Below are 17,984 nucleotides of genomic sequence, written 5' to 3' on the forward strand. Positions count from 1 at the left end.
CGCAGCGCCATCTCGAAATCCTGTCCGAAATCGCCGAGATGCTCTCGGATCGGGAGTTGCGCGAACGACTGAAGGTGGAGGTCGAGGCGAGCGCCGTGCACCGGCTGATCGCGGACTGGGAACCGCTGAAGTCGGTGGCCTAAAGGCAGCAGCCCCGCGTGAAACCTACCTCGATCAGCGCCGACCGGCTCTTCGAAGAGCACCGTGAGGCCCTGCGCTGGGAATGGATCGCAGGCCACGCCCATCCGGATCGCCGCTTCGACGAGACGGCACTAAGGGATGCGCAGTCGTCCGCTGATCTGGTCGGCTACCTGAACTACATCCACCCGTACCGGGTGCAGATCGTCGGCCGCCGCGAAGTCGCCTACCTGAGCCAGGCCTCGGGCGAGGTGCTGGATCGCCGGATTTCGCGCATCGTCACACTGGAGCCACCGGTGATCATCGTCGCCGACGACCAGATCCCGCCGGATCGCCTGGTGGCGATGTGCGACCGCGCCGAGATTCCGCTGTTCGTCACCCACGAATCGGCAGGCCATGTGATCGACGTGGTGCGCACCTATCTGGCCCATGTCTGCGCCAACCGCACCACGCGCCACGGCGTGTTCATGGACATCCTCGGCCTGGGTGTGCTGCTCACAGGCGAATCCGGCCTGGGCAAGAGCGAACTGGGTCTGGAGCTGATCTCGCGTGGCCACGGCTTGGTGGCCGACGACGCGGTGGACTTCTTCCGCATTGCCGAGACCGCCATCGAAGGCCGCTGCCCGGCGCTGCTGATGAACCTCCTGGAAGTGCGCGGCATCGGCCTGCTAGACATCAAGGCCATCTTTGGCGAGACCGCAGTGCGCCGCAAGATGCGCCTGAAGCTGATCGTGCATCTGGTCCGCAAGGAAACCATGGAACGCGACTTCGAGCGCCTGCCCTACGAGCCGCTGTATGAGCCGGTGCTGGGCATGCCGGTGCGCAAGGTGGTCATCGCGGTGGATGCCGGCCGCAACCTGGCCGTACTGGTGGAAGCTGCGGTGCGCAACACCATTCTGCAGCTGCGCGGCATCGACACCTATCGCGAATTCGTCGAGCGCCACCAGCGTGCCATCGAGCAGGGCCTGCCCGACGAGGCTTGAAGACTGCGGTCAGCCGCGGTGCGGGCAGTCGCTCTTGATGCAGCTGGCGTAGAGCGCCAGCGAATGCTCCTGCAGCTCGAAGCCGCGCTCCTTGGCGATCAAGTGCTGACGCTCCTCGATCTCGGCGTCATAGAACTCCTCGACGCGGCCGCAGCTCAGGCAGACCAGATGGTCGTGATGGCGCCCCTCATTCAGTTCGAACACAGCCTTGCCGGTCTCGAAGTGATTGCGCGACAGCAGGCCGGCCTGCTCGAACTGGGTCAGCACGCGATACACGGTCGCCAGCCCGATGTCGGCATCCTCGGTCAGCAAAGCCTTGTAGACATCTTCAGCGGTCATATGGCGCTGCGCAGACTTCTGGAAGATCTCCAGAATCTTGATGCGCGGAAGCGTTGCCTTCAGGCCGCTGTTCTTGATTTCGTCGGTGCGGTTCATTGCCGTGGGGCTGGGCCTGCCCTCCATGGGCCTGCCGCTAGAATCGGCCAATCATAGCCAGCTCAGGGTCGATATCGACCCAAGCCCCCGAAGATATGCGACCCTTTTCGCCCCTCGCCCGTGGCATCCGCCTGAGTCTGGCACTGGCCGCCAGCGTCAGCCTCAGCGCCTGCATCCAACTGCCATCGCTGGACAAGCTGCCCTCGGTCGCTGGCGACAAGGTGATGGGCCTCGTGACGCCCTACCGCCTGGAAGTCGTCCAGGGCAATGTGCTGACCAAGGAACTGGTGGCCCGCGTCAAACCCGGCATGTCGCGCGCCCAGGTGCGCGATCTGCTCGGCTCGCCGCTGCTGACCGACATGTTCCATGAGAACCGCTGGGACTATGTCTTCACGATCAAGCGCCAGGGCGCGCCTGAGCAGAAGCGCGAAGTGGTGGCCTGGTTCGACGGCGAGAAGCTCAAGTCCATCGACGCGCCGGCCGACCTGCCGACCGAGAACGAATTCATCGCGCTGATCAACACCTTCAAGCCGACCAAGCCGGTGCCGAAGCTGGAGCTCAGCGAGGCCGAGCGCAAGGCCTTGCCGACGCCGCCCAAGCCCGACGTGACGGCCACCGAGCCCGCCGGCCCGGTGCGCAGCTATCCGCCGCTGGAAAGCAAGTCGTGAGCCTGTCCTTGAAGATCGCCATCGCCGGCGCCTCCGGCCGCATGGGTCGCATGTTGATCGAGGCGGTGCAGGCCGCGCCCGACTGCGTGCTGAGCGGCGCGCTGGACCGCCCGGGCAGCCCGGCGCTGGGCCAGGACGCTGGCGCCTTCCTCGGCCAAGCCAGCGGCGTGCTGATCACCGACGACCTGCGCCAGGGCCTGGCCGGTGCGGACGTGCTGATCGATTTCACCCGCCCCGAAGGCACGATGGCGCATCTGGCGGTCTGCCAGGAGCTGGGCGTCAAGGTGGTGATCGGCACCACCGGCTTCGACGAAGCGCAGAAGGCCCGGATCGCCGAGCATGGCCGGCACGTCGGCATCATGATGGCGCCGAACATGAGCGTCGGCGTCAACGTCGTGCTCAAGCTGCTGGACATGGCCGCACGTGCGCTCGATCAAGGCTTCGACATCGAGATCATCGAGGCCCACCACCGACACAAGGTCGATGCCCCCAGCGGCACCGCGCTGGCGCTGGGCGAGGCCGTCGCACAGGCCCTGGGCCGCGACCTGAAGCAATGCGCGGTCTACGGCCGCGAAGGCATCACCGGCGAGCGCGATCCCTCCGCCATCGGCTTCGCCACCGTGCGCGGCGGCGACATCATCGGCGACCACACCGTGCTGTTCGCCGGCATCGGCGAGCGCATAGAGATCAGCCACAAGGCCAGCAGCCGTGGCACCTTCGCCCAGGGCAGCCTGCGTGCCGCACGCTTTCTGGCCGGACGGCCTGCCGGCTTGTACGGCATGAACGACGTGCTGGGTCTGAGCTGAGGCCAGGACCATGACGGGATTCAACGAGCTGTGGTCGCTGGCCGATGGCGTCACCCGCAGCGTGGCGCTGCTGATGCTGCTGATGTCCATTAGCGCATGGGTGCTGATCCTCTGGAAGACCTGGCTGCTGCGCCGCGCCCGGCGCGATCTGGCACTGGCCGTGCCGGCGTTCTGGGCTGCGGCTTCGCTTGATGCTGGCCGCAGCGCACTGCAGCACTTCGACCGCGAAGAACTGCTGCTGCCGCTGCTGGATGCTGCCACCGCCCCCGCCAACAAGGGCACGCTGGAAGCCGCCGGCCGGCGCGAATCGCAACTGACCCGCCGCCTGCGCGATGCGCTGCATGCCGTTCTGCGCCGGCTGCAGTTCGGCCAGGTGCTGCTTGCCTCGATCGGCAGCACCTCGCCCTTCATCGGCCTGTTCGGCACGGTCTGGGGCATCTACCACGCGCTGGTCAGCATCTCGGCCGCGGGCAACATCACGATCGACAAGGTCTCAGGCCCGGTGGGCGAGGCCCTGATCATGACCGCCGCCGGCCTGGCCGTCGCCATCCCGGCCGTGCTGGCCTACAACATCTTCGGCAAGCTGGTCGGCGCTTGCGAGGCCGAGCTGGAAGGCTTCGCGCATGACCTGCGCGAAATGCTGGACAGCGATGCCCGCGGCGTCTGAACCCGAAGGCCAGCCATGAGTTTCGGCCGGCTCGAACGTCGCGATCCGCCCAACCCCATGGGCGAGATCAACATGACGCCGCTGATCGACGTGATGCTTGTCTTGCTGGTGATCTTCATGATCACCGCACCGCTGATGAGCACCAGCCTGCGCCTGGACCTGCCGGAAAGCCAGGCCGCCACCGTCAGCGAAGCGCCGGCCTTCATCGCCGTGGCGTTGACGCCGGACGGCGGCCTGCTGCTTGGCGACGAACGCCTGCCGCCGCCACTGTTCCAGCAGCGCCTGGCGGCCTTGGCCAAGACCAATCCGCAGCTCGAAGTGCAGCTGCGCGCCGACAAGACCGTGCCCTATGGCCAGGTGGCCGAGCTGATCGGCTGGCTGCAGACGGCCGGCCTGAACAGGATTGCCTTCGTCGCCGAGGCGCCAACGCCCGGCCGCTGAGAAGGCTGCGCCTACAATTTGGCGCATGAACGACAAGTACGCCCCGAACGAGATCGAAGCCGCCGCGCGGCAGTACTGGAACTCCCGCGACGCCTACCGCGTGGTCGAGGACCAGAGCAAGCCCAAGTTCTATGCCTGCTCGATGCTGCCCTACCCCAGCGGCAAGCTGCACATGGGCCATGTGCGCAACTACACGATCAACGACATGCTCACGCGCCAGCTGCGCATGAAGGGCTACAACGTCCTGATGCCGATGGGCTGGGACGCCTTCGGCCTGCCGGCCGAGAACGCCGCGATGAAGAACAAGGTGCCGCCCGCCAAGTGGACCTACGAGAACATCGCCTACATGAAGGGCCAGATGCAGGCCATGGGACTGGCGATCGACTGGTCGCGCGAAATCGCCACCTGCACGCCCGAGTACTACAAGTGGAACCAGTGGCTGTTCCTGAAGATGCTGGAAGCCGGCATCGCCGAGCGCCGCACCCAGGTCGTCAACTGGGACCCGGTCGACCAGACCGTGCTGGCCAATGAGCAGGTGGTGGACGGCCGCGGCTGGCGCTCCGGCGCCATCGTCGAGAAGCGCGAGATCCCCGGCTACTACCTGAACATCACCAAGTACGCTGACGAGCTGCTGGCGGCGGTGGCCGACCCGGCCAGCCCGCAATACCTCTCGGGCTGGCCCGAGCGCGTGCGCTTGATGCAGGAGAACTGGATCGGCAAGAGCGAGGGTGTGCGCTTCGCCTTCCCGCATGCGATCAAGGACGCCAGCGGCGCGCTGATCCAGGACGGCGCGCTGTATGTCTTCACCACGCGTGCCGACACCATCATGGGCGTGACCTTTTGCGCGGTGGCGCCGGAGCATCCGCTGGCCACGCATGCAGCGGCAGGCAATGCCGAGCTGAGCGCCTTCATCCAGGAGTGCAAGAGCGGCGGCACCACCGAGGCCGAGCTGGCCACGCAAGAGAAGAAGGGCCAGCGCACCGGCCTGTTCGTTACCCACCCGCTGACCGGCGCGCAGGTCGAAGTCTGGGTCGGCAACTATGTGCTGATGAGCTACGGCGACGGCGCCGTGATGGGCGTGCCCGCGCACGACGAGCGCGATTTCGCGTTCGCCAAGAAGTACGGCATTCCGATCCAGCAGGTCATTGCGGTCGAGGGCGAGAGCTTCAGCCTGGACGCCTGGGCAGAGTGGTATGGCGACAAGCAGAAAGCCGTCTGCATCAACTCCGGCGTGCTCGATGGCCTGGGCCACAAGGCTGCCGTCAGCAAGGTGGCCGAACTCGTCGGGGCCAAGGGCCTGGGCGACAAGAAGACCACCTGGCGCTTGCGCGACTGGGGCATCAGCCGCCAGCGCTACTGGGGCACGCCGATCCCGATCATCCACTGCGAGGACTGCGGCTCGGTGCCCGTGCCCGAGAAAGACCTGCCGGTGGTGCTGCCCGAGGAGTGCATCCCGGACGGTAGCGGCAACCCCCTGAAGAAGCACGCCGGCTTCCTCAACGTCGCTTGCCCCAAGTGCGGCAAGCCGGCACAGCGTGAAACCGACACGATGGACACCTTCGTGGACAGCTCGTGGTACTTCATGCGCTATTGCGACGCGAAGAACCCGGACGCCATGGTGGCCGACGGCACCGCCTACTGGATGCGCCAGGGCGCGGCCATGGACCAGTACATCGGCGGCATCGAGCATGCCATCCTGCACCTGCTCTACGCGCGCTTCTGGACCAAGGTGATGCGCGACCTGGGTCTGGTCAAGGTGGACGAGCCCTTCACCAAGCTGCTGACGCAGGGAATGGTGCTGAACCACATCTACTCGCGCCGCGGCGACAAGGGCGGCATCGAGTATTTCTGGCCACATGAGGTCGAGGACATCCATGACGCCAGCGGCAAGGTCGTCGGCGCCAAGCTCAAGAGCGATGGTTCGCTGGTGGACTATGAGGGCGTGGGCACCATGTCCAAGTCCAAGAACAACGGCGTCGATCCGCAGCAGCTGATCAACCAGTACGGCGCCGACACCGCGCGCCTGTTCGTGATGTTCGCCTCGCCCCCGGAGCAGACGCTGGAGTGGAACGATGCCGGCGTAGAAGGCGCGCACCGCTTCCTGAAGCGCGTCTGGGGCTTCGGCGCCAAGAATGCCGAAGCAATCAAGGCGGCCAGCAGCGACTTCGCCGCGCTCAGCGGCGAGGGCAAGGCGCTGCGCCGCGAGGTGCATCTGGTGCTCAAGCAGGTCTCGTATGACTACGAGCGCATGCAGTACAACACCGTGGTGTCGGGCGGCATGAAGCTGCTGAATGCGCTGGAAGGTTTCAAGGCCGCCGGCCAGGATGCCGCTGTGCGCGAAGGTTTCTCGGTGCTGCTGCGCGTGCTCTACCCCGCCTGCCCGCACATCGCCCACACCCTTTGGACCGACTTGGGCTTTGCAGCCGAGCTGGGCGACCTGCTCGACGCGCCCTGGCCCACGGTGGACGAGGCCGCGCTGGTGCAGGACGAGATCGAGCTGATGCTGCAGGTCAACGGCAAGCTGCGCGGCGCCATCAAGGTGCCCGCCGCCGCTGACAAGGCAGCCATCGAAGCCGTGGCGCTGGCCAGCGAAGACTTCGCCAAGTTCAGCGAAGGCAAGGCGCCCAAGAAGGTCATCATCGTGCCCGGCCGTCTGGTCAACCTCGTTGTCTGATCCCGCCATGCTCGCCGCGCGCCGAACGCTTGTGCTGGGCGCCGCTGCCGCGCTGGCAGGCTGCGGCTTCGCGCCGCGGCGTGAGCCCGAGTTGCAGTTCCGCAGCATCGCGCTGCAGGGCTTTGCGCCGGACTCGGCGCTGGCCGCCGAGCTGAAGCGCCAGCTGGCGCGCACGCCGGTGCAACTGCTGGCCGATGCCAACCGTGCCGAGGTGGTGCTGGAGGCGCGCGACGACAGCCGCAAGCGCAGCGTCGTCGCGTCAACCAGCGTCGGCCAGGTGCGTGAGTGGCAACTGCAGCTCAAGCTCGACTACCTGCTGCGAACGCCGGCCGGCGAAGTGCTGCTGCCGCGCAGCGAGCTGGCGATGACCCGCGAGATGAACTACACAGAGAGCGCCGCGCTGGCCAAGGAGCAGGAAGAAGCGCAGCTGTTCCGCTCGATGCAGGCCGATGCGGTGGCGCAGGTGATGCGCCGCCTGTCAGCCGTACGGCTGCCGCGCTAGGCCTCTTCAGTCAACCCGCCATGCAGATCCGCGCCGACGCCCTCAAGCCCCAGCTCGCCAAGGGCCTGAAGCCCATCTACACCGTCTACGGCGACGAGCCCCTGCTGGCCCAGGAGGCTGGCGACGCGATCCGCGCCGCCGCGCGCGAGCAGGGTTACGGCGAGCGCAAGGTCTTCACCGTGGCCGGCGCCTATTTCGACTGGGGCCCGGTGCTGGGCGCCGCGCAGGCGATGAGCCTGTTCTCGGAGCGCCAGTTCATCGAGATCCGCATCCCCTCTGGCAAGCCCGGTAAGGAAGGCTCGGAGATGCTGCAGCGCTACTGCGCCCAGCTGCCCGAGGACATCGTCACGCTGGTGAGCCTGCCCAAGCTCGACAAGACGCAGCAGAACAGTGCCTGGTTCCAGGCCCTGGACAGCAGCGGCGTCACCGTGCGCGTCGACCCGGTGGAGCGCCGCGCGCTGCCGCAGTGGCTGGCGCAGCGCCTGGCCGCGCAGGGCCAGCGCGTGCCCGAGGGCGAGGCCGGCCAGCAGGCGCTGGCCTTCTTTGCCGACCGTGTCGAGGGTAATCTGCTGGCCGCCCACCAGGAACTGCAGAAGCTCGCGCTGCTGCACCCACAGGGCGAGCTAAGCCTGGAGCAGATCGAAGCCGCCGTGCTGAATGTGGCGCGCTATGACGTCTTCAAGCTCAGCGAGGCCGTGCTCTCAGGCCAGCTCACCCGCACGCTACGCATGCTCGAAGGCCTGCAGGCCGAAGGCGAAGCCGCGGTGCTGGTGCACTGGGCGCTGGCCGAAGACATCCGTGCGCTGCGCCGCGTGCGCGAGGCGGTGGACGCTGGCAAGCCGCTGCCGATGGCGCTGCGCGAATCGCGCGTCTGGGGCCCCAAGGAGCGCCTGTTCGAGCGCATCGTGCCGGGGCTGAACGCCGCCGAGCTGGCGCCGCTGGTGGAGGCCGCGCAGATCTGCGACGGCCTGGTCAAAGGCCTGCGCCACCCCGGCTGGCCACTCGATGCCTGGGCCGGCCTGCAGCGCCTGGCGCTGATGCTGGTTGAGGCGGCCAATCCGCGCGCGCCGCAGCTTGCACTGAGGCCCTGACGGCTCAGGGCGCCTTCATCAGCAGGTCCAGCACGAAGCAGCTGCCCTCGCCCTCCGCACTCTTCACGCTGAGTTGGCCTCCCAGCAAGGTGCTGACGATGTTGTGCGCGATGCTCAAGCCCAGGCCAATGCCGCCCTGCCCGAACTTGGTGGTGAAGAAGGGGTCGAAGATGCGCTCCTGCACCTGCCTGGGCATGCCCCGACCATCATCTTCGACCTCCAGGCGGACACGCTCTGTCCCCACGGCCTCGACCTTCAAACTCAGGCGACCCTGGCTGCGCCCCTCGAAGGCATGCATCAGTGCGTTGTTCAGAAGAATGACCACCACCTGCTCCAACGGGCCTGCATAGCCTTCCAGTCGCAAGCCTTCGGGCACGTCGATCTCCACCTGGATGCCCGCCTTGCGCAAGCGTTCACCCATGCTCTGCACGGAGTGTTCGCACAACCTGCGCAGGCCGAAGCTGCCGCGCTGCTCGGCACTGCGATCCGCCGCAACCTCCTTGAAACTGCGCACCAGGGCTGCCGCTGTCTCCATGCTGCGATTGATCAGCCCCAAGCCATCCAGCGTCCGGCTGGCGTAGTCCTGCCAGTCCGAGCGCCGCAAGGCCTGGCCGTCCACCCGCTGCACGAAATCCTGCGTCGCGCTGAGCAAGGTGGTCGCAATCAGCAGGCTGTTACCGATCGGCGTGTTCAGCTCATGCGCCACGCCGGCCACCATCGAGCCCAGCGCGGCCAGCTTTTCCTGGGCCATCATCTGGCGCTGCATCTCACTCAGACGCAAATAGGCGCCGGCGTTGTCCAGCGCGATGGCGATATAGGAGCACAGCGTGCGAAAGATCAGCTGCTGCCGTTCGCCGTAGGCCTTGGCGCGCGGCGACTGGATGGTCATGACACCGATCACCCGCTCGCCAACCCCCAGCGGCGCAAACAGCAGGCTTTGCTGGCTGCTGGTCCCCGGCACCTGCTCGCCCAGATCACTCGGTGGCGCCTCGCCCAACAGATACTCCTTGCGCTCGCGCACGCAGCGCACGCACAAGGAACGCGTCGAGCTCATCGCAATCGGCGGATCGGTGAAGGGCTCCGCGTTCTCCATGCCGAAAGCGCAATACAGCTGCTGGCCGCCGTCATCCAGCAGGTAGACGGCCATGCAGGGTGCGTCCAGCAGCGCATGAATGTGGCGCTCCATCACCGCAAAGATGCGCTCGGCGACAAGCTCGTTGGTTATCTCCTGCCCGATCTGGCCCAGGTGCTGCAGCACCTCATGCGAATCGCGCAGCAACTGGAAGCGCGCCGCCTCGGACTCGGCCAGGCGGCGCAGGTGCTCGCTCTCGGCCCGCGCGCTTTCGATCTGATGGTGCGCCCGCAGCGCGCTGGAGCGTCGGGCAGCATCCTCGTTGAAGCTGCGCTGGCGCGCCTCGCTGGCCCGCTGCGACCACTGATAGGCCTGCTCGAAATCGCCGACCTCGGCAAAGGCCTTGGCGGTCGCCTCCAGCAGACGGACCGGCGGCGTGTAGGCCGGGATGGTTTGCGCCCGCTGCAGGGCGGCCTGGTACCAGCCCAGCGCAAGACCAGCGGCGCCACTCGCCGCACCGGGCGCCGGTGCGGCTTCTTGCCCTTGCAAGGCCTGATCCTGCGCCTGCTGGATGTCACCCAGCACCCAAAGCAAGTCCACCTCGTTGCCTGGCTCATGCTGCTCGCGCGCCAGCCGCAGGCCCTCCTGCGCATGCGCCCGGGCGGTCGTGAAGCGGCCGCACATCAACTCGGCGCGCGCCAGCCCCAGCTGCGCATCCACCTGCAGATCCAGCGATTGCGCAATCGATGCCGCCTGCCCAAGACGCCCGAAGGCGACCAGGGCGGCCTCGCCCTGGCCCGAGTCGAGCTCGGTGCTGCCCAGATAGCTCAAGGCCAGCGCATGGGTGCGGCTGTCCGGATAGCGGCTGTTCAAGCGAAGGCATTCCAGCAGCAGTTCACGCGCATCCGAGCGCTGCTCCAGGCGGCGCAGCGCCTCACCGGTATGGGCAAGGCAAAGGCTGATCATGCTGGGCCACCGGGTGCCGCGCGCAAGATCCAGGCCCCGCTTCAGCCACTCCATCGCGGTCTGGAAGTCGCTCATCTTGGTGTGCGTGTAGCCAAGATTCGTGGCCAGGGTGATGGCCCGCCGCAGCTGCCCGCTGCGCATCGCCAGGTCGAAGGCCGTCGCCAGCGACTTGATCGCCAGCAGATAGTCCCCGTTCATGCCGGCAATCAGGCCACGGTAGTCCTCCACCGCGGCGCCTTCCATCGCGGCAAGCTGGCTGGTATCGACAGGCAGGCGTCCGCCCCAATCCCGCTCCGCCTGCACCTGATCCACGAACACCTCGGCACGCGCCAGATTGGCCATGAACAAGAGCGCGCGCGCCGAATCGCCCGCCCGCTCAGAGAAAGACAGCGCCTGCCGCAGCTCGCTGCGGAGCGTGGCCGCATCACCGCGGTCGGCCGCCAGGTAATGGGCCTGCCAATGGCAGTCGGCCTGGCCGATCGCGTCGGCCTGCGCCTGAAACACGGGCAGAGCCTGTTGCAGCGAATGCTTTGCATCATCGAGCGCGCCTGCCAGCAGGCTGGCCTCGGAACGCAGCAAGTCCAGGCGCGCACGTGCCAGGCTCTGCCGTTCAGGCGACCAGCCGGTGGAGCTGAGCAGCCCCTGCACATCCTCGGCCAGCAGCAAGGCGCGGCGCGTGTCGCGCTGGCGCAGGCCCCAGGCCAGACACAGCAACTCTTCGACCGTTTCGGTCCTCGCGCCGGTCCGCACTTGCTGCTCCCAGTTCGCAATGCTCGCATCAGAAGGATAGAACTGCATAAATCCTGCCGCTAGCTCAAGGTCAAGGACAGCCCAAGAATAGCGCGCCCCCATCATCCGCGCGCAACGCAAGGGCGACAACGGCGCCTGTGGCGCGAACCCCTCGCCAGCACGGCAGCAGGCATCGCCCTGACCCTGGTGAACGTATAGAGTCAGGGCCAAGCATTCGCCTCTGCCCGCCCTGCCTACCGATGAAACCTCAGCGCAGCCGACCGTCAACCCCGCCCTCACGCCCGATCGGCGCCGCCCTGCTGACAATGCTGGCCCTGTCCGCCGGCAGCAGCCAGGCCCTGCCCTGGACAGTGCAGGTGCGCAATGCTGCCGGCCAGCCGTTGGCGGATGCGGTGGTGGCCGTCGAGCTACGTGGCCGCCCGGCCAAGGCAGCCGCCGGCACCCGCGCTGAAGTGGCGCAACGCGAGCGCCAGTTCCAGCCCGCCGTGCTGGTGGTACAGACCGGCACCGCGGTGCACTTCCCCAACTTCGACACGGTGCGCCACCACGTCTATTCCTTCTCGCCGATCAAGCCCTTCGACATCAAGCTGTACTCCGGCACGCCGGCCGAGCCGGTGGTCTTCGACAAGCCCGGCATCGCAGCGCTGGGCTGCAATATCCATGACCAGATGAGCGCCTACATCGTCGTCGTCGACACGTCGCTGTTCGCGCGCACCGATGCCGCCGGCCTGGCGCGCTTCGACCTGCCAGCCGGCGAGCACCAGATCAAGGCCTGGCACCCCAGCCTGACACGGCCGCAGCTGCTGACCCGGCCGCTCAGCGTCTCGCCAGCCGGTAGCGGCAGCACCGGCATCGAACTCACAAACACCAGCAACTGAGCCGAAGCGCGTCGATGACCCTCCCTGCCTTCCTGAACCCGCGCCGCATCGAGGGTCGCATCGTGGCGCTGTTCCTGGCGCTGCTGCTGATCGTGCAGCTGGCCAGCTTCGCCTTCATCCGCCAGAGCATCGAGGCCAATGCCGAGGCCGCCATCGACGCCAAGCTGGCCACCGCCGGCCGCATGCTGCAGCGTCTGCTGGTGCAACAGGCGGCGCGCGAGCAAGCCGCTGCCGAGTTGCTGGCGGCTGACTACGGCTTTCGCCAGACGCTGGCCAAGGGCCAGTACGAGCAGGTCGACATCGACACCATCAACTCCTCGCTGGCCAACAGCGGCGAGCGTGTCGGCGCGGCCCTGGTGGCCTATGCCGACCTGGACCACCGCCTGGTCACCGCCACGCATGCGGGCGCCGAGCAGATGCTGCCGCTGCTGAGCCGCAAACCCGACGCCGAGTTACCGCCGATGCTGATGATCGGCAGCCAGGTGCAACAGGCCGTCACCGTGCCGGTGAAGGCGCCGGTGCTGATGGGGCACGTGCTGATGGGTTTTGCCATCGACGACGTGCCGCTGCAGGACCTGAAGCGCCTGATCAATGTGGACGCGATGTTCGTCACGCGCTCCGGCGGCCAGGGCTGGCAGGAGCGAGTCTCGCTGCTGGAAGACGGTGAACGCGCCGGTGTGACAAGCAGCATCTCCTCGCTGGAGGCCGGCCCATCGGCCAAGCGCAGCTGGGGCGACCAGCAATGGCGCGCGCGGCTGCTGGAGCTGCCGCTGCAGGAGGCGCCGCCCACAGGCAGCGCCAACAGCAAGGACAGCCCGCGCTTTGCCGCCGCCATGTGGGCCTCCTTCGACGAGGAGGTCGCCCCCTACCGCCAGCTGCAACTCATGCTGCTGGGCCTGACGCTGGCCGGCGTGGCGGTGTTCGCGCTGGGCAGCGTGTTCACCGCGCGGCGCATCAGCGAGCCGATCGAGCAGCTCGCCCGCTCCGCCGAGCGCCTGGGCCGCGGCGACTACGAGACGCCCATCGCTGCCAGCACCTCGCTGGGCGAGGTCAGCGAGCTGGCTCGCGCTTTCGAGACCATGCGCCAGGACATCCGCGCCCGCGAGGAACAGGTGCGCCGCCTGGCCTTCTGGGACCCACTGACCGGCCTGCCCAACCGCGAGCAGTTCAGCCAGCACCTAGCCGAGCGCCTGGCCGGCGATCAGCACTGCAGCGGCGCCGTGCTGATGCTGGACCTGGACCGCTTCAAGCATGTCAACGACGTGTTGGGCCACAGCTTCGGCGACCGCCTTTTGTGCGGCGTGACCGAGCGCCTGCACGGCCTTCAGATCAAGGGCGCCAGCCAGCTGGCCCGCCTGGGCGGCGATGAATTCGTGTTGCTGCTGGATGGTGCCGACGAAGCCGCCGCGCAGCAGGCCGCCGCGCAGATTCTGGCCGATTTCGAAGCCCCGGTGCACATCGACGACCAGACCATCGACCTGGGTGCGGGCATCGGCATCGCGCTGTTCCCGGCGCATGGCCGCGAGGTCAGCAGCCTGCTGGCGCGCGCCGAACTCGCTATGTACGCGGCCAAGCGGCGCCAGAGCGGCAGCACCGTGTATCACTCCGCGCTGGATGCGGGCAGCCAGGAATCGCTGTCGCTGCTGGGCGAGCTGCGCCGAGCCATCGAAGGCGGCGAGCTGCGTCTGTATCTGCAGCCCAAGGTCGATCTGCGCCGCAACCAGGTGCTGGCCGCCGAGGCGCTGGTGCGGTGGCAGCATCCAACGCGCGGCCTGGTGCCGCCGATGCAGTTCATTCCCTTTGCCGAGCAGACCGGCTTCATCCGCGCGCTCACCGCCTGGGTCATCGAAGCCTCGGCCCAGGCCGCGCATGAGGCCGAGCAGCAAGGCCTGCCGCTGAAGATCAGCGTCAACCTCTCCACCCGCGACCTGCTCGACCAGGACCTGCCGGCCAAGGTGGCAGCGCAGATCGGCCGCCATGGCGTCGGCCCGCAGGCGCTGTGCCTGGAGATCACCGAGAGCGCCATCATGGACGACCCCCAGCGTGCATTGCAGACGCTGGAGACGCTCAGCAGCATGGGCTTCAAGCTCTCGATCGACGACTTCGGCACTGGCTACTCTTCTCTGGCCTATCTGAAGCGCCTGCCGGTGGACGAACTGAAGATCGACCGCAGCTTCGTGATGGCGATGGAGCGCGATGCCGACGACGCCAAGATCGTGCGCTCCACCATCGAGCTGGCCCACAACCTGGGCCTCAGCGTGGTGGCCGAGGGCGTGGAAACCGGCAAGGCCTGGAAGCTGCTGGCCGCGCTGGGCTGCGACGAAGGCCAGGGCTATTTCATCGGCCGCCCGATGCCGGCCGAGCAGTTCATGGACTGGCTGCGAGCCTGGCAGGCGCCCGACCTCAGCGAGGAGTCCATCGAGACTGTATTCGCTGGACTGCGCTAACAATCCTTGAGCCAAACTGACCGGCGGCAAGGCGGCCTGTTTCAATCCTCCTAGTACTTTTCAGCCCGGGGCCCCTGGACAGCATGGGTAAAGGCCACCAGTCCGTAGTTCTGCGAGTACTTGGTCTCGACGATCTGCAGGATGCGCAGCGCGGCGGCTTCGCTGCACAACACTTCGATGCGGACGTTGCTGGACAGCATCCATTGCGCATCGCGCACGCCGCGGTTGCCGCGGCCACGCACCTCGGCCACGGTGTAGCCCTTCGCACCCGCCGCAATGATGTCCTTGCCCACCAGCGATTCGATCGCCTCCTCGCAGATCAACACGACGTAATGGATCGGTCCGATTGGCATTGCAGCATCTGTGACTTCACTCATCTCACGACTCCGTAGAACCAGTGCGTCATCTGGAAATACAAGGGCACCCCGAGCACCACATTGAAGGGGAAGGTGACGCCCAGCGCCGCACCGATCGACAAGGCCGGGTTCGCCTCGGGGATCGCGATGCGCATCGCGGCCGGCGCGGCGATGTAGGACGCGCTGGCATAGAGCACTGCCAGCAGGGTGGTGCTACCTTCGGACATGCCCAGCAGCCAGCCGACCAGCACGCCGCCGATCGCTGACACGATGGGCATGACGATGCCAAAGCCGATCAGGAACTTGCCGACGCGGCGCAGATCATCCAGCTTGGATGCCGTGACCAGGCCCATGCCCAGCAGGAACAACGCAAGAAAGCCCTTGAACATGTCCTGGAAGAAAGGCAGCAAGGAGGCGCCGCCGTCCTTGCCCCAGATCCAGCCGATCAGCAGGGCGCCGACCAGCAGCAGGATGGCCTTGCCGGTCAGAACCTCGCGAGCCAGATGGCGCCACTGCGTGTCCTTGTTGATGCCCTTGGCCAGCAGCACGCCAATGATGATGGCCGGGAACTCCAGGAACACCAGGAAGATGGACAGATAGCCTTCGTAGGCCACGTTCTGGCGCGTCAGGTAGGAGGCCCCGACTGCGAAGGTGACCACCGACACCGAGCCATAGTGCGCCGAAATGGATGCCGCATCCGGATGGCTCAGCTTGCCCATCCGCAGGAGGATCTGATAGCCCAGCAAGGGCGTTCCGGCGCTCATCAGCACCACCACGAAGATCGGCAGCACCAGTGGCAGCACGGGCGACTGGGACAACTCCAGCCCCCCCTTCAGGCCGATTGCGATCAGAAGGTATAGCGTGAGGGTGTCGTAGAGGCCGCCTGAGACTTTGAGGTCTGAGCCCAGCAGCCCGGCCACCAGGCCCAGCACGAAGAAGCCGACAACCGGATCAATCGACACGTCCAGCGCTCCCTAGACAAGCAGGACGCTGCGTCACTGCAGCAGCGGCGAGTCAGCGCCTTCCAGCGCCAGGCCGTCGATCTGCGCGGCACCAGCCAGCAGATTGAGGTACTGACGCAGCGCCGTCACATAGGCCTGCTGGGCCAGGGTCTGGGCAATGGCGCCACGCACCGCCTCGAAGGGCTGCTGCACACCAGGCTCGCGCGCATCGACGCGCACGATGTGGAAGCCGAAGCGGGTGCTGATCAGGCGCGGCAGCACCCCCACATGCGCGTTCGCCTCGTCCTGTGCAAACAGCGCGGCGGCGAATTCCGGCGCACAGTCCTCGCGGCCCAGCCAGCCCAGGGCGCCACCCTCGGCGCCGCTGGGGCAGTTGGACTGATCGGCGGCGGCGCGGGCGAAGTCTTCGGTGCTGCCGCAGCGCAGGCTCACCAGCAGGCTCTCGGCGCGGCGGCGCAGCGCGTCCACGTCGACGCCGGGTGTGACGGCGAACAGGATGTGGCTGGCCAGCGTACGCTCGCCCAGCGAATAGCGCGTGGCATGCGCGGCGTAGAAGCGCCGACAGGCGGCGTCATCGGCTGCGGGCAGTTGCAGCTCGCGGGCCAGCAGTGCTTCGATCGCCTGTGAGGCCGCTTCGCTGAGCACACCGTCCAGCGCCGGCAGGTCGCCTGCCGCCAACAGCCCGGCGCGCTGCGCGGCTTGGCGCAGCAGTTCGCTGTAGGCGCGCTGGCGTAGCGCTTCGGGGTCGGGCGACTCGCCGGCGCCGTGCAGCGGCACGCCGTTGACGCGCGCCAGGGGAATCTGATCGCTGGCGTCGGGGCCGCTGGCCACTGCAGACGGAACGCTCGGGGTCGGCTCAGCAGCGCCACCGCAGCCGCAGCTTCCGCTGCCACATCCTTGCTGTGTCACGGGAAGCTCCTTTCAGCGCTGCGGCTGCTTGTGGCTGGTGGGCAGGCCGAGGCGGCGGCTGCGAACCAGCTGATATGGCCGGGTGATATAGGCCAGCGTGCCGAAACCGCTCCACACATGCACCAGGCGCGTGAAGGGGAAGACCAGGAAGATGCTCATGCCCAGGAACATGTGCAGCTTAAAGATCCAGCCGGCTTCGGCCAGCAGCTCGACCGCGCCACCGCGGAAGGTGACGATGCGCTGCGCCCACTCGGCCAGCTTCACCATCATGCCGCCGTCCAGATGCTGGGCCGACAGAGGGATGGTGGCCAGGCCCAGGGCCAGCTGCAGCCACAGCAGCATCAGCAGCACGATGTCGCTGGTCTTGCTGTTGATGCGGATGCGCTCATCCGTCAGGCGACGGTGCAGCAGGATGCTGACGCCGATGAAGCCCAGAACGCCAGCCACGCCGCCGACGATCATGGCCATCAGCTGCTTGGCACCGGCGCTCATGAAGGGCTCGTAGACAAAGTGCGGCGTCAGCATGCCGACGGTGTGGCCGAAGAACAGCACCAGGATGCCGACGTGGAAAAGGTTGGAACCCCAGCGCAGCGATCCGGCGCGCAACAGCTGCGAGGAGTCGCTCTTCCAGCTGTACTGGTCGCGATCGAAACGCAGCAGGCTGCCGAGCAGGAACACGGCCAGGCAGATGTAGGGATAGAGGCCGAACAGGGCATAGTCGAGCGAGTTCATGGACGCACTCCTTGGGAAGCTGCGGAAGACGCCGTCTTCCTGACGATGTGAATGGGCTGCGGCGCGCCGGGCTTGCTCTGGCCTTTGCTTGAGCAGCCGTCGAAGGCGGCGGGCTCAAGCCAGGCCTCATCCAGCGGCTCATCGACGGTGATGCTGACGGCCTGCGGCTTCTCACCCGCCAGCTCCAGCACCGCACCGATGGCGGCTGCATAGGGCAGGTTGTCGCGCTTGATCAGCGCCGTGTGGATGGCATTGAGGATGTGGGCCATCTCGGCAAGGAATTCGCGCGCCACTGCCGGCGGCTGGGTGGAGGCGAACTCCAGCACCACGGGCAGGTAGTCGGGCAACTCGCTCGCGTCGAAAAACATGCCACCGGCCTGATAGGTCTGCTGCAGATCGACCAAGGCCGGTCCGCGCTCGCGCGAGTCGCCATGCACATGCTCGAACATGTGCAGGCTGGTGGCGCGGCCGCGGTCGAAGCTCTCGACATAGCGGGCCTGCACCGCA

At 67.1% G+C, this 17,984-nt stretch carries 17 protein-coding genes and 1 pseudogene; 11 read left to right on the plus strand and 7 right to left on the minus strand.

All coding sequences use genetic code 11. The features are described from left to right. Together ACIQ67_RS15325 and hprK are read left to right on the plus strand one after the other, a co-directional pair. Positions 1-143: pseudogene (locus ACIQ67_RS15325) on the plus strand (PTS sugar transporter subunit IIA); the annotation flags it as partial. A gap of 15 nt (positions 144-158) precedes the next feature. After that, positions 159-1,121: an HPr(Ser) kinase/phosphatase gene (gene hprK / locus ACIQ67_RS15330; RefSeq protein WP_397535247.1), complete on the plus strand. Its 963-nt coding sequence runs from the start codon at positions 159-161 to the stop codon at positions 1,119-1,121. Positions 1,122-1,130: 9 nt separating this feature from the next. On the opposite strand, the gene fur is transcribed toward hprK, so the two are convergent. Further along, a complete protein-coding gene (gene fur, locus ACIQ67_RS15335; RefSeq protein WP_397535248.1) occupies positions 1,131-1,556 on the minus strand; it encodes a ferric iron uptake transcriptional regulator in 426 nt (141 codons plus the stop codon). A gap of 95 nt (positions 1,557-1,651) precedes the next feature. On the opposite strand from fur, the gene ACIQ67_RS15340 reads away from it, so the two are divergent. From ACIQ67_RS15340 to holA, 7 genes are read left to right on the plus strand one after another with little or no spacing between them, the layout of a single operon-like run. Beyond that, complete coding sequence (locus ACIQ67_RS15340) at positions 1,652-2,224, plus strand: outer membrane protein assembly factor BamE (protein ID WP_397535249.1); 573 nt, start codon at positions 1,652-1,654, stop codon at positions 2,222-2,224. Then, positions 2,221-3,030, plus strand: coding sequence for a 4-hydroxy-tetrahydrodipicolinate reductase (dapB, locus tag ACIQ67_RS15345; RefSeq protein WP_397535250.1), 810 nt, complete (start codon positions 2,221-2,223; stop codon positions 3,028-3,030). The genes ACIQ67_RS15340 and dapB overlap by 4 nt, the downstream gene beginning before the upstream one ends. Positions 3,031-3,040: 10 nt before the next feature. Continuing rightward, on the plus strand, positions 3,041-3,697 hold the full coding sequence (locus tag ACIQ67_RS15350) for a MotA/TolQ/ExbB proton channel family protein (protein WP_397535251.1): 657 nt from the start codon (positions 3,041-3,043) through the stop codon (positions 3,695-3,697). Positions 3,698-3,712: 15 nt separating this feature from the next. Further along, positions 3,713-4,138: an ExbD/TolR family protein gene (locus ACIQ67_RS15355; protein WP_397535252.1), complete on the plus strand. Its 426-nt coding sequence runs from the start codon at positions 3,713-3,715 to the stop codon at positions 4,136-4,138. 25 nt (positions 4,139-4,163) lie between these two features. Continuing rightward, positions 4,164-6,812: a leucine--tRNA ligase gene (leuS, locus tag ACIQ67_RS15360; RefSeq protein ID WP_397535253.1), complete on the plus strand. Its 2,649-nt coding sequence runs from the start codon at positions 4,164-4,166 to the stop codon at positions 6,810-6,812. 7 nt (positions 6,813-6,819) lie between these two features. Further along, complete coding sequence (lptE, locus tag ACIQ67_RS15365) at positions 6,820-7,314, plus strand: LPS assembly lipoprotein LptE (RefSeq protein WP_397535254.1); 495 nt, start codon at positions 6,820-6,822, stop codon at positions 7,312-7,314. Between the two features lie 20 nt (positions 7,315-7,334). Continuing rightward, on the plus strand, positions 7,335-8,405 hold the full coding sequence (holA, locus tag ACIQ67_RS15370; RefSeq protein ID WP_397535255.1) for a DNA polymerase III subunit delta: 1,071 nt from the start codon (positions 7,335-7,337) through the stop codon (positions 8,403-8,405). Between the two features lie 4 nt (positions 8,406-8,409). Here the strand turns inward: holA and ACIQ67_RS15375 are convergent, their stop codons facing one another. Continuing rightward, entirely contained in the window at positions 8,410-11,193 is a 2,784-nt protein-coding gene (locus ACIQ67_RS15375; protein ID WP_397535256.1) for an ATP-binding protein, read from the minus strand. Positions 11,194-11,498: 305 nt separating this feature from the next. On the opposite strand from ACIQ67_RS15375, the gene ACIQ67_RS15380 reads away from it, so the two are divergent. Both ACIQ67_RS15380 and ACIQ67_RS15385 read left to right on the plus strand, forming a co-directional pair. Continuing rightward, complete coding sequence (locus ACIQ67_RS15380; protein ID WP_397535257.1) at positions 11,499-12,071, plus strand: methylamine utilization protein; 573 nt, start codon at positions 11,499-11,501, stop codon at positions 12,069-12,071. 14 nt (positions 12,072-12,085) lie between these two features. Beyond that, the gene (locus ACIQ67_RS15385; RefSeq protein WP_397535258.1) at positions 12,086-14,518 is read left to right on the plus strand and encodes a putative bifunctional diguanylate cyclase/phosphodiesterase; all 2,433 of its coding nucleotides are present in this window, start codon (positions 12,086-12,088) and stop codon (positions 14,516-14,518) included. Between the two features lie 50 nt (positions 14,519-14,568). Here ACIQ67_RS15385 and ACIQ67_RS15390 read toward each other — a convergent pair whose 3' ends face one another. The 5 genes from ACIQ67_RS15390 to narJ all read right to left on the minus strand — a co-directional run. Then, the gene (locus ACIQ67_RS15390) at positions 14,569-14,895 is read right to left on the minus strand and encodes a P-II family nitrogen regulator (protein WP_397535259.1); all 327 of its coding nucleotides are present in this window, start codon (positions 14,893-14,895) and stop codon (positions 14,569-14,571) included. After that, positions 14,892-15,836 carry a sodium-dependent bicarbonate transport family permease gene (locus ACIQ67_RS15395; RefSeq protein WP_397535260.1) on the minus strand — a complete coding sequence of 315 codons (945 nt, stop codon included), beginning with the start codon at positions 15,834-15,836 and terminating at the stop codon, positions 14,892-14,894. Before ACIQ67_RS15395 ends, ACIQ67_RS15390 begins: the two co-directional genes overlap by 4 nt. Positions 15,837-15,869: 33 nt before the next feature. Further along, positions 15,870-16,745, minus strand: coding sequence for a peptidylprolyl isomerase (locus ACIQ67_RS15400; protein ID WP_397535261.1), 876 nt, complete (start codon positions 16,743-16,745; stop codon positions 15,870-15,872). Between the two features lie 12 nt (positions 16,746-16,757). Further along, complete coding sequence (gene narI, locus ACIQ67_RS15405; RefSeq protein ID WP_397535262.1) at positions 16,758-17,477, minus strand: respiratory nitrate reductase subunit gamma; 720 nt, start codon at positions 17,475-17,477, stop codon at positions 16,758-16,760. Beyond that, on the minus strand, positions 17,474-17,984 hold a 511-nt coding region (gene narJ, locus ACIQ67_RS15410), incomplete at its 5' end, for a nitrate reductase molybdenum cofactor assembly chaperone (protein ID WP_397535263.1). The genes narI and narJ, both read right to left, overlap by 4 nt.

It is taken from the genome of Roseateles sp., assembly GCF_044373315.1.
In the GTDB taxonomy this organism is placed as follows: domain Bacteria; phylum Pseudomonadota; class Gammaproteobacteria; order Burkholderiales; family Burkholderiaceae_C; genus JACDQM01.

What these genes read in the sequence shown, in the direction of transcription:
- fur (WP_397535248.1), bottom strand. Translation starts at nt 1,556, where the DNA reads ATGAACCGCACCGACGAAATCAAGAACAGCGGCCTGAAGGCAACGCTT.
- ACIQ67_RS15340 (WP_397535249.1), top strand. Translation starts at nt 1,652, where the DNA reads ATGCGACCCTTTTCGCCCCTCGCCCGTGGCATCCGCCTGAGTCTGGCA.
- ACIQ67_RS15350 (WP_397535251.1), top strand. Translation starts at nt 3,041, where the DNA reads ATGACGGGATTCAACGAGCTGTGGTCGCTGGCCGATGGCGTCACCCGC.
- ACIQ67_RS15355 (WP_397535252.1), top strand. Translation starts at nt 3,713, where the DNA reads ATGAGTTTCGGCCGGCTCGAACGTCGCGATCCGCCCAACCCCATGGGC.
- leuS (WP_397535253.1), top strand. Translation starts at nt 4,164, where the DNA reads ATGAACGACAAGTACGCCCCGAACGAGATCGAAGCCGCCGCGCGGCAG.
- lptE (WP_397535254.1), top strand. Translation starts at nt 6,820, where the DNA reads ATGCTCGCCGCGCGCCGAACGCTTGTGCTGGGCGCCGCTGCCGCGCTG.
- holA (WP_397535255.1), top strand. Translation starts at nt 7,335, where the DNA reads ATGCAGATCCGCGCCGACGCCCTCAAGCCCCAGCTCGCCAAGGGCCTG.
- ACIQ67_RS15380 (WP_397535257.1), top strand. Translation starts at nt 11,499, where the DNA reads ATGCTGGCCCTGTCCGCCGGCAGCAGCCAGGCCCTGCCCTGGACAGTG.
- ACIQ67_RS15385 (WP_397535258.1), top strand. Translation starts at nt 12,086, where the DNA reads ATGACCCTCCCTGCCTTCCTGAACCCGCGCCGCATCGAGGGTCGCATC.
- ACIQ67_RS15390 (WP_397535259.1), bottom strand. Translation starts at nt 14,895, where the DNA reads ATGAGTGAAGTCACAGATGCTGCAATGCCAATCGGACCGATCCATTAC.
- narI (WP_397535262.1), bottom strand. Translation starts at nt 17,477, where the DNA reads ATGAACTCGCTCGACTATGCCCTGTTCGGCCTCTATCCCTACATCTGC.